Genomic DNA, 12,378 nt, shown 5'->3' with positions numbered 1-12,378 from the left:
GTTGTGAATGTATTTACTTTTGATTGCTTGTATATTGTAATGCTCATTCCATTCTCATTTAAAAATTTAAAACGATGACGATTCAATACAATTTCGCAATCTATCCAAAAAGTATTGAAACACATTACAACTATGTGTTGAACAATTTATTTATGCTCCAGAATATAATAACACAAAATATATTGTATGGTAAATTGAATTTGTGACAATTTATAATAATTATAAATAAAGTAGCGTAAAAGAGTAATAAAAAACCAATCCCTATGTTCATTTAAAATAATGACACATAAGAATCGGTTTATATTTTTGTTTAATATTGTAGCGACTTGTATGATTTCAATTTAATTCTCAATTATCATAATTGAGTGTCGTTTTGTTTAGGCACAAGTAACAAAATGATAACGAATGATAATATTCCCATACCTGCATTTAACCATAATGCAATCATTGCACCTGTATAAATGTTTGTCATATTTGATACGATTGCATATACTGCACCACTCAATGCGACGCCAAATGCTCCACCTAATGCAGAAGCCATTTTATAGATACCTGCAGCAACGCCTACTTTTTCTAACGGTGCATTTGCAATTGCTGTATCTGTTGATGGTGTAGCATATATCCCTAGTCCTAAACCAAAGAATAAATAACCTATAATACAACAAATGACATACAATATTTCTGGCAAGAAAGTTAATGAAATGAGACATTCTCCGACAATAAGAACTCCTGTTCCAATTAACATTGGTTTCTTGCATCCGAGTGTTTGAAGTAACTTTTCACCAACACGAATCATAATTAGTACCATTACTAAATAAGTGATTGATAAACTTCCTGCTTGCAATGAAGAATATCCTAAACCTCTTTGAACAAATGTGTTGGCTACTATTAATGTTCCTGCAACACCATTTAACAAAAAGTTTGAAGCTGTTGCACCTGTGTAAGCTTTATTTTTAAATAATTTAAAATCGATTAAAGGATTTGTAGCACGCTTTTCAAGAACTATAAATAAACTAAAAGATCCAATTGTAATTGCTAATAAAGTGATAAAAAGAAGTGAGCTAACACCTAATTCTGATCCTTTAGTAATTAAAATATTTAAACTGAGAAGCATAATGACTAAAAGAACCAGACCTTTAATGTCAAATTTATTTAGAGAAATCGATTTAGATTTAGTTTCAGGTGTGCCTTTAATAAGAAAAAGCGCAATTAATGAAATTATAATTGATAGGATGAAAATCCAACGCCAACCTAAAAGCGTTGCAACTGCACCTCCAAAAAATGAACAAACACCAGAGCCGCCCCATGAGCCAATTGACCAATAACTTAAAGCGCGTTGTCTATCTTTCCCAATGTAATATGACTTAATAATAGACAAAGTTGCAGGCATAATACATGCTGCTGAAAGTCCTTGAATTAATCTTCCTATAATAAGTAATAAAGGAATATTTGAAATAATGATTAATAATGAACCCAATATATTTAAGATAATACCAATGTTCGTGAGTTTAATTCTGCCATATTTATCAGCAAGACCACCTGCTCCTACTACAAACATTCCTGAAAATAAAGCAGTTATACTAACGGCGATATTAACCGTTCCAATATCTGTATTGAAACTATCTTCAAGTATTGGTACAACATTAACCAATGATTGTGCAAATAGCCAAAACGTTATTACACTTAAAACAATTCCTATTAACAACTTATTATTGCCTTCAAATGCCTCTCTTGACGGCTTTTCCATCTCTATTTGCCTCCCTATACTTTTGAAAAACAGACAAATTCCATAACAGAAATTTGTCTGTTCCATAGAATAATTGAATGGTTTTTGATTTTAATGTGTAAAACTTTAAATTTATTAGTAGTCCATCCATTTATTCTTAATGCTAGTTATCTTACCTTATGCTGCTTTTTGTTTCTTCTTATAATAATAAACTGGTATACCAAGTGCTGTTATTAGAATTCCAATGATTGCTAGTATAAATTGTGTAAACAGTGTATTAATTAATACAAATGACCCTGCCAAAATTGCAATTAAAGGTATGATTGGATATAACGGTACTTTATATGGTCGCTCCATATTTGGTTCGCGTTTCCTTAAAATTATTACCGCAACAAATGACATACAATAGAACAACCAAATAACAAAGATTAGCATGTTTGTAATTGTATCAAATGCTCCCATTGACATCATGATGATAGCGATTATAAGTTGTATAATTGCGCCAAACCATGGTGCGCCAGATTTTGTTAATTTTGCGAATAAGTGGCTAAATGGCAATAATTTTCTTTCAGCCATTGCATATGGTACGCGCATACCAGTCATAGTATAGCCATTGATCGTACCATAAACAGAAATTAATATACCGATTGTAATAATCTTACCGCCATTTTCACCAAATAATATTTTTGATGTATCTGAAGCCGCATTTAAATTACCAGCAAGTAGTTCTATTGGCAACGTTAATAAGAATGTAGCGTTAATTAATAAATACACAGCCATAATACAACCGATACCAACTGAAATCGCTAAAGGTAAATCGCGTTTAGGATTTTTAAGTTCCCCCGCAACATTTCCTACATGAATCCAACCATCATATGCAAACATAGTTGCTAATAAACCACTACCAATTGCTGTAAAGAAACCATTTCCTGAATTACCTGTAGTTGGAATTAATGAAAAAGCGATATCTCCAGATTGAAAAATACCAAAAATTACAATAACGATGATTGGAATCAGTTTAATTACTAAAGTAACTGATTGTAAAATTCCGCCTGCTTTTGAACCTAGGAAATTTATCAACACAATAGATAACGCAGATGCGATTGCTATTGGTATTAACGAACCTATAGATAAATGGAATAAATTAATTAGCTGTGTCGCAAATACGATAGACAATGCTGCTACGTTAGCTGGAAAATAAATAAATGATTGCGCCCAACCTGATAGGAAGCCCCAGAAATCACCGTATGTATATTCTATATACTTCGTTAAGCCACCTGTTTCAGGGATTGCAGCAGCAAGTTCTGCTGCTGTTAACCCCGCACAAATGGTAATGATGCCGCCTAGGAACCATACAAACAAGGCCATTCCTGCTGTTCCTGTTACTTCTGTTACGTTTGATATTTTAAAGAATACTCCTGAACCAATAACTGTCCCCATAACAATAGCAAACGCTGAGAAGAAACCTATATTTTTTTGTAATTCTTTACCATTTGACATAATTACACCTCATTTTTAAGATTAAATGTTTTAACCTACCACACCCTTGCTTGTATCTGCAATATTCAGTCCATGTTCAATGACACCTGAAACTCTAGTTAAGTCAACATTCCCGCCTGAAACTAAAGCAACAACATTTTTATCTTCAAGCCATTTATTGTTTATTTTTCCACTTAAAATTGCAGCTGTTGGTAATGCGCCTGCACCTTCAGTAATAATTTTGGCACGCTGCATTAAATCTTTCATAGCATGTTCAATTTCTTCTTCAGTAACAAGAATAAATTCATCTACTAAATGTTTAACTACTTCATATGTTTGTTCACCAGGAACTTTTACATCACAACCATCTGCTATCGTGCTATCCACTCGATGTTCAGTTAAATCTCTCTTATAGAAAGACTCAGCCATACCATGAACATTCTCAGATTGAACACCGATAATATGAATTGAAGGGTTAAATGATTTTAATGCGGTGGCAATACCTGCAATTAATCCTCCACCGCCAACTGGTACGATGACTGTATTCACATTCCAAATATCATCTAAAATTTCTAAACCAATTGTTCCTTGGCCTGCCATTACAAACTTATCGTCATATGGATGAACGATTGTCATGCCATTTTCTTTCGCTAATTCTTCCATATAAAGTCTAGTTTCGTTAAAGTTTTTACCTTTTAAAATAACCTTTGCCCCATAGCCTTTTGTTGCTTGTTGTTTCGCTTGTGGTGCTGTTTCAGGCATTACGATAGTTGCATCAATGCCTAATAATTTAGCTGTTAAAGCAACACCTTGTGCATGGTTCCCAGCAGATGCTGCGATAATGCCTTTTTCTTTTTGTTCATCTGTTAAGTGATTAATTTTATTGCTAGCGCCTCTAAATTTAAAAGATCCTGTGAATTGCATATTTTCTAATTTTAGAAATACATTCCCTTTAGTTATACTTTGGCTTAAATACATTGATTTAATTAGAGGTGTTCGACGAATAAATGGTTTAATGCTTGCTTTAGCTTCTTCGATATCTCCTAAACTTACAATATGTGCTGTTTGTAATGTAACTGTGTTGGTTGTCATAATAATTACATCCTTCCGTTTTGTAAATTTTTAGTCCAAACTATAATGCTATATTTAAAATATTCATTTCACTCAATTTCATTTAAATTATTATCTATTCGATAACATTTAATATTTCTTTATAATCTAGGTCATGTGATGAAGCTAATCCTTGATTTGTCACTTGTCCTTGGTAAATGTTTACACCAGTACTTAAGGCTTCATTATCTTTAATTGCTTGTTCTAAGCCTTTGTCACAAATTTCTAATATATAATCAATATTTCCTTGTGCTAATGCCATTGTTGAAGTTCTTGGGACTGCTCCTGGTTGGTTTGGTACACCATAATGAATCACACCTTCTTCTTCATACACTGGATCAGAAATTGTAGTTGGTCTAATTGTTTCAATAGTTCCACCTTGGTCAATAGCTATATCGATTAATACTGAACCTTTTTTCATTGATTTAACCATCTCACGAGTAACCAATTTTGGCGGTTTCGCACCAGGAATTAAAATTGTAGAAATAAATACATCTGCTTTTTTTATTTGTTCTGCTAAATTTTCTGGTGTTGATTTGACTACTGTGACATCTTTTTCTGCATACATATCTTGTAAATATTTAATGCGATCATCGTTTAACTCGATAATGATTACTTTAGCATTTAGTCCCAAGGCAACATTTGCTGCATTTGTTGCTGCTACTCCACCACCGAAAATCACATATGTACTACCAGGTATATCCACATTTTCATGTACACCAGTCACTAAAGTACCTTGACCACCATGTTGTGCTTCAGAGTAGTAAGCTCCCATAATTGCTGAGCGTTGACCTGCTATAGCACTCATTGGCGCTAATAATTCTGCTTTTCCATTTTTTATAATGGTTTCACCACTAATCGCAGTTACACCAACTTCTTGCATTTTTTCTACTATTTCTTTTGAAGATGCTAAATGTAAAAATCCCCAGATAATTTGATTCTTTTTGAAATATTGATATTCGCTTTCATGAGGTTCTTTTACTTTGATAACAAGATCAGCTTCCCATGCTTGTTCATGAGTTACGATCTTAGCGCCTTCTTTTTCATACATATCGTTAGAAAATCCTGAACCAATGCCAGCATTTTTTTCAACAATTACTTTATGTCCTGCATCCGTTAACTTACGCACATTTTCGGGTGTGCAAGCTACACGTCCTTCACCTTGTTTTAATTCTTTGACTACTGCAACTAACATTTGCAACACTCCTCTTTCATTTGTGAATATTTTCACAATTATTTTATCCTTTGGTTATGAATATGTAAATACCATTAATTAATTATTCATATTTTATCTATAATTTGTTAATAAATATTTAATATATTATTCTTATTCTTAAATATTATGTGCAATTATACCACTATATTTATTTCTTATACTCCATTTGATTTATAGTTGTATTAATACATTGACTCAAAAACTAATTAATCAAATATGTTTTTTAGATTAATAAAGTTGTAACTGTACTATTTTGTAGTGTATGGTAATTTATTTGGATGAAATATAATTCTGTAAACTCTATTGATTAATCAAATATGTATCTATCAAAATTCGGCTTATTTATTCACTCTGACATATCCAAATACGCAAAAAGACTATTTCTACCTTGTATCGATAGAAATAGTCTTTTTATACTTAATTGGTTTAATTTTTCATAAAATTTTATACTTTTTTAAAAATGGGATGAAATATATTTTCCTGAAACATGTAATTCATGTTCGTTACAAATTGATAAAATATGATTAAGTGTTGTTGCAAATGACATTTTCTCAAAAAGCGATTCACTATCAATTGGTACTTGTGTGTGAATTTCAGCAAGTCGCTTCGATAAATATAGTTCATCTAAATTGTCATTAATCTTATTACGTTGCCCAGCTGATAATGCATCAATGTTTTCAACCACATTTTCAACGCTTTGATATTGCTGAATTAACTTAATAGCCGTTTTCTCACCAATTCCTTTAACACCTGCATATCCATCTGCTGTATCACCCATAAACGCTTTAATATCGATTAGTTGTTGTGGTTCAAGGGCATATTCTTCGTTAAAACGATGTAATGTATATCTATTATAAATGTTAAAACCTTTTTTAATTAGCCAGACTTCAACATTGTCATTAATACATTGCAGTAAATCTTTGTCGCCCGTAATAATATAGACATCGTTATCAGTTGAATATTGTTGTGCTAATGTACCTATAACATCATCCGCTTCATAGTTTTTAACGCCAATATTTACAAAGCCAAATTGCTCTGAAATTTCTTTAACATAATCAAATTGTGGTATCAATTCTTCTGGTGGTGCAGAACGATTTTGCTTATAACCATCAAACATATCATTTCTAAAAGTTGATTGTCCCATATCCCAACATACAGCTACATGTGTAGGGCGTATTTCATGTATTGCCGAAAAGATATGACGCACAAACCCTTGTATTCCATTTGTAGGTACACCTTGTGAATTGTACATAAATTGTTTATGAAGACTTGTAGCGTAGAAATGTCTAAATAATAGTGCCATACCATCTACAAGTAATATTTTATTAGGCATTTAAAACGTTCCTTCTTTCTTAATATAAAATAGTTTTCAGTTGTTGATGTTTATCTTTCAATTGATTGATAAGTGTTGTATCTAAATCAAATGCTAATAAATCGTTTATTTGCGTTTGAATATTAGCTTCAAAACTTTCAAATTGCGATTCAGCTTCTACAGCCATTTGCTTAACATATAATTCAAGTTGTTGCCTCAATAATCCCATTTGTGGTTGTAATAATCCTAATGTACTTTGACAAATTGATTCATGTATATCTCTTTGCCCATTTGGATTCAAAATTTTACGTTTTGTTAATTGTTTAGGCAATGCATTTAGCATATCATTGAAATCGATGTGCAATAATGGTTGCTCTATATTAGCTGATTCAAAGTTAAACTGAGGATTAACAATGACATGTAAATCTGCTAATTGTTGAACGATTGGTGCAATTTGCTCAGTGAGTTGCTTATTAAAGTATTTTTTTATACGTTCTGTAATTAAAGATTGCTCTAAAAACAATCGTTGATGAATTTGATCTAAGTATACTTTCGTAGACACTTTCTTTTCTTCATTAAAATCACTATTTTGCGTCATTTGAGAATTAAACACTGATTTAACATCGTCAAGTAGTTGTAATTTTAAACGTGCATTTAAATGATAAACTTGTTCTTCAACTTCGTTGTCTGTATGTTGTAACGTCGCATCAATTAATTGATGTTGTAAACGCTGTTTATCTTTATAGACTGTTAACCTTTGTTGGCGACGTGAAATATCAGCTTTATTTGTTTCAAATTCTGTAATCATCTCTACATAAGAACGATCCATTTGTTTAAGCTGATGAATCATTTGTTGTTCTAAAATTGATTTAGATTCAACATCAACAAATTGTTGTATGCTTTGTTTTAATTGATCAATGCCCTTATCTTCAGCTTGTAATGCATTTCGACTTGATACAGCAAAAATGTCTGATTGTAAGTGTACTTGTCTTAATGCATCTGATACATATGTTTCAACCGCTTCAAGATCATCTTGACTTTCTGCTAAATCAGCAGCATTAATTACCATTTTAAATGCTTGGTTTTCATTCAACTGGTTCATATCTTTCATGTGTTCTATAAACGCCTTGTCATTATCAGTAAATGAATGATTAAAATAACTTACATACAATATTAAGTCTGAAGAAGTTAAAATTTGCTCGGTTTCATTTGTATGCCTTTGGTTATTTGAGTGTAGCCCTAATGAATCAACAATTATTTTACCTTTTAACCAATCATGCATTAATGCAATGTGTACTGTCTTAACAAATGTTGCATATTCATCTTCTGCACTCCACTTTTTCAATTCCTGTTGATTAATGGCATGTTTTTCTCCATTTTCCAACATATTGACATACAATTTATAATGTTTTTCAACTGCCTGAATAAAAGCGAGTTGATTTTTATTTAAATGTGATTTTAACTTTTCTAAATCTGAATTAATAAAGTCTTCTATAGTCGAATAAGACATATCTTGGTATTCAACTACTGCATTAATTTCATCTAATAATTGCGATTGTGATTTTAGCGTTATATAACTCTCGTCTCCATAAGATATTTCTGTAGTAGCTGCTGTAGTAGGATTTGGAGAACTGACTAAAATATGCTCGCCTAATAATGCATTTATCAAACTACTTTTACCAGCACTAAATGTTCCAAATACACCTATTTTTATTAATTTATTATCTATACGTGTTAATGTTTCGTGGATATCTTGCTTTGTACGCTTGAACAAAGGCACATCCGAAATTATATCAAGCGCTTTTTGAATATCTATAGACATATTTGTTGTAGCTGTATTTTGATTTAGCTGCTGATTATCACGATTATCCTGAGTATTATCAGTAGCCACTTGATATGTTGTCTCTTGTCGACCTATTAATTTATCTAGAGATTCATCTAAATGAATATAGTAGTGACGATAATTCTTAGTCGTCAATGACTGACGCAGCTCATTTAATTCTGTATAACGTTGATATTCTTTTAAATCATCACTTTCTTCTGTTGGTAATTCATCTGCCTGTACATTTTCTATTATTTCTTTAAAAATTGGTGTTGATTGTTGTTCAACATATTTCTTAATGGCTTTAACCACTTCGTCTGAAAATGTAAGTACATAAGTATTGCTGATTGATGTTTGTGGTTGATATAAATCTTCAATCATTTCCGGCTTAACGTCATAATGCTGATTTAATACTTTATCTGAAGCTTCTTTTTTATTGATAAAACGCGTTACAAATGACATATCTTCTCGCATTGGTTGACGAATTTGTTGATTAACATGTTCTTGTAACGCATCTGTCGCTGTTAATAATCGCTGTTGTTGAATTTGTAGCTTTTTCTTCTTTTTATTAAAAAACCCACCAACATTAAAGTCTTGAGACATACTTTCCAAATAACTTCGTAACATTTCTCTCATATTATGCGGCATAATGTATGCATTTTCTAAAATATTTTTACGCTTATTCTTTAAAAATGCCATTAATTCATCTGGATTATTTAAAAGTTGTGCCTCTTCACTAATTGCTTGATGTTGTTGACTATTTAAAAATGCTTGTTCAAACTCCGCTTCTTCGATACCTAAATCTTCTAGTACTTCCTGAATTTCAGACTGAATGTAATCTAGCTGAGCTTCGGTAATGTATTCAACCGTTCTTGATGTATAATCCTCTATTGTCTCTCTATGTTGATCTAATGAAATTAGATAACTTGATAATACTTCAAGTTCATTTTCAGGGTGATCAAATTTAGATACATAAAAGGTGCGTTCTAATTTAATACCCCAATCTGCAATTGATTTTTCAACTCGAGATTTAAACGTAGAGAATGACAATTCATCGTCTTGATGCTTGTCAATTTGATTAATGATAAACACAACAGGTATTCCAACATCATTTATATGCTTCATAAACTTAAAGTTAAGTTCAGATTGAACGTGGTTATAGTCAACCGTATAAAATATCATATTACTTGTATACATATATTGTTCTGTTATTGACTGATGTGATGCAACATTTGAATCAACACCTGGTGTATCTTGCAACGTAAACCCATTTTCAAATTTAGCTGATTGAAAATTAATTTCTACAGATTCAACGTCGACATTTTGGCGATTCATTTCCCTTACTTCATCATAATTAGATAATTTGGCATACGTTTGATTCGGCAAATTAGCAATAATATCGTGATTGTCTGAAACTGACACAATAGCAGTATTACTTGTCGTTGGTACAGGAGAACTTGGTAAGATATCTTGTTCAATTAATAAATTTATCATTGTCGATTTACCTGCAGAAAAATGTCCAACGAACGAACATGTATATTGCTGCAAATATACTTTCTTAATTACTTGGTTAATTGTATGTAAAAGTGCTTCATTTCGCGACTTTTCAACTTCTTTTTTTAATTTATATAAAAGATCTAATTGTTCTTTATTAATCATGTTACTTTCCCCTTTGGTTCGTTCACATAGAAATGCTTGCTTGTTACAACGAATTCATACAATATCGATGTCCATTTAAACATAGATCGTTAAATGGCTCGCATTGTATTATGTTTAAATTTTATCATAGCTGCTTGATAAAACATACGAATAATCAATTTTCTTCAAACATTCCAACTTAAAAGTTCATTTTTTAAAAATCACAAATCATCGTTAAATTTTTCTAGAAAATAAATATTGTCACAGTTTGTTCGCACACGTCACAGAATTGACACCGTATAATAGCCAATTGGGAGGGAAATATGAAAAATACATTTAATCCATTACAAAGATTACATTTCTATGCAGCAATATTTATTGCTCCACTGTTAATCACTTTAACCATTTCGGGCATTGGTTACTTGTTCTTTCCAGAAGTTGAAAATAATATTTATAAGAATGAGTTTTTTGGTGACAGTGATGTAAAAACGCATCAAACATTAAATGATGCAGTACATCAAGTTGAACAACAATATGAAGGATTCTTTGTAAGTAAAGTTAGCATACTTGATGAACCATATAACAAACGAATTACACTGAGTGATATGGCAGGAAATCAACGTTACGTCTTTCTAGATCATAACAATCAATTTGTTGCAGATCAAAATGCGAAACATACGTATTCTAATGTGATGCGAAGTATACATAGTTCTTTGTTTACTGAAAATACTATTATTAATTATTTAGTAGAGTTAACCGCATGTTGGATGATATTCATGATTTTATCTGGTACTTATTTACTCATTAAGAAGCATTTAATTTCTAACAAAAGTAAGGCACTTCGTTGGCAAAAGTGGCACGCAATGATTGGAGTTATCATTGCAATTCCAGTATTTGTATTAGTCTTAACTGGATTGCCATGGTCTGGTTTTATGGGCAGTAAAATTGCCGGTATGATGGACACAAACGGTGACCTTGGTCAAGGTGAATTAGCGATTAATCCACCTAAATCAGATTTGAACGAATTACCTTGGGCTACACGTAAAAATAAACAGCCAGCTTCATCCGAAAAAGGTTCAAGTGGTCATCATGGTAATGCAGCAATGCCTCAAACCAAATTAGATTATCAAATATCTATTGATAAGGTCGTTGAACAGGCGCAAAAAGCTGGTATTAAAAAGCCGTTTTCAATCGTATATCCAAGTGATAAAAATGGTACCTTTATTGTATCTAATACTAGTAATTCAGGTGTTACTGGGCTAGATGTATCACCATACAAGGAACAAACACTTTATTTCGATCAATATAGCGGTAAAAAGCTAGGTACGATTAAATATGATGACTACGGTATTATTGCTAAATGGTTTACATGGGGCATTCCGCTTCACGAAGGTCATTTATTCGGCATTTTAAATAAAATCATTAATTTATTTGTATGTATCGCTTTATTAGTAGCCATTGGCATGGGGTTTGTCTCTTGGATAAAGCGTACAAAAAATACTGCAGTAAAAGTACCACATCGCGTAAAAAAACCAGCATCTATATCACTCATAATATGTTTAATTGTATTAGGATTATTAATGCCATTATTTGGATTATCACTTATCCTTGTATTTATAATTGAATTAATATTATATATTAAAGATCGTCGTGCTAAACAATAATGCACTTAAAGTTTTGAACTGACGAAATTTACAAAATGATTCTCGTCTCTCTAATTACTTAAAACGGGTTCTATAATAAATCGTACTGATGGAGCTTGGGAGATAAATCAATGTCCTAGGGTCTATAATATTATATTGGCAGTAGTTGACTGAATGAAAATGCGCTTGCAACAAGCTTTTTTCAACTCTAGTCAGGGGCCCAAACACAGAGAATTTCGAAAAGAAATTCTACAGGCAATGCGAGTTGGGGTGTGGGCCCCAACACAGAGAATTTCGAAAAGAAATTCTACAGACAATGCAAGTTGGGGTGGGACAACGATAAAGAAATACTTTTTCTATAGAAATTAGTATTTCTTATGCATGAGTTTTACTCATGTATTCCTATTTTTAAGTACACATTAGCTGTGGCTA

General features: G+C 31.8%; 7 protein-coding genes. 1 reads left to right on the top strand and 6 read right to left on the bottom strand.

Annotation, left to right across the window (positions count from 1 at the left end; genetic code table 11):
• Nucleotides 1-355: 355 nt before the first annotated feature.
• The 6 genes from norB to IDG66_RS05195 all read right to left on the bottom strand — a co-directional run bounded on the left by norB (nucleotide 356) and on the right by IDG66_RS05195 (nucleotide 10,324).
• Nucleotides 356-1,747 carry a multidrug efflux MFS transporter NorB gene (gene norB / locus IDG66_RS05220; RefSeq protein ID WP_000414683.1) on the bottom strand — a complete coding sequence of 464 codons (1,392 nt, stop codon included), beginning with the start codon at nucleotides 1,745-1,747 and terminating at the stop codon, nucleotides 356-358.
• Between the two features lie 156 nt (nucleotides 1,748-1,903).
• Nucleotides 1,904-3,226, bottom strand: coding sequence for an APC family permease (locus IDG66_RS05215; protein ID WP_052998385.1), 1,323 nt, complete (start codon nucleotides 3,224-3,226; stop codon nucleotides 1,904-1,906).
• Nucleotides 3,227-3,256: 30 nt separating this feature from the next.
• Complete coding sequence (gene tdcB, locus IDG66_RS05210; RefSeq protein WP_000210828.1) at nucleotides 3,257-4,297, bottom strand: bifunctional threonine ammonia-lyase/L-serine ammonia-lyase TdcB; 1,041 nt, start codon at nucleotides 4,295-4,297, stop codon at nucleotides 3,257-3,259.
• Between the two features lie 94 nt (nucleotides 4,298-4,391).
• A complete protein-coding gene (ald, locus tag IDG66_RS05205; protein ID WP_000959432.1) occupies nucleotides 4,392-5,510 on the bottom strand; it encodes an alanine dehydrogenase in 1,119 nt (372 codons plus the stop codon).
• 475 nt (nucleotides 5,511-5,985) lie between these two features.
• A complete protein-coding gene (locus tag IDG66_RS05200) occupies nucleotides 5,986-6,864 on the bottom strand; it encodes a 5'-3' exonuclease (RefSeq protein WP_001133022.1) in 879 nt (292 codons plus the stop codon).
• Nucleotides 6,865-6,883: 19 nt separating this feature from the next.
• Nucleotides 6,884-10,324, bottom strand: coding sequence for a dynamin family protein (locus IDG66_RS05195; protein ID WP_000608541.1), 3,441 nt, complete (start codon nucleotides 10,322-10,324; stop codon nucleotides 6,884-6,886).
• Between the two features lie 302 nt (nucleotides 10,325-10,626).
• Here IDG66_RS05195 and IDG66_RS05190 point away from each other — a divergent pair, with 302 nt between their 5' ends.
• The gene (locus tag IDG66_RS05190) at nucleotides 10,627-11,967 is read left to right on the top strand and encodes a PepSY-associated TM helix domain-containing protein (RefSeq protein WP_000798980.1); all 1,341 of its coding nucleotides are present in this window, start codon (nucleotides 10,627-10,629) and stop codon (nucleotides 11,965-11,967) included.
• Nucleotides 11,968-12,378: the final 411 nt, after the last annotated feature.

The sequence above is a fragment of the Staphylococcus sp. EG-SA-18 genome (genome assembly GCF_017151825.1).
Lineage (GTDB): Bacteria > Bacillota > Bacilli > Staphylococcales > Staphylococcaceae > Staphylococcus > Staphylococcus aureus.
The sequence above is the reverse complement of the archived record's forward strand: the minus strand, read 5'-3'. Positions and strand labels throughout refer to the sequence as shown.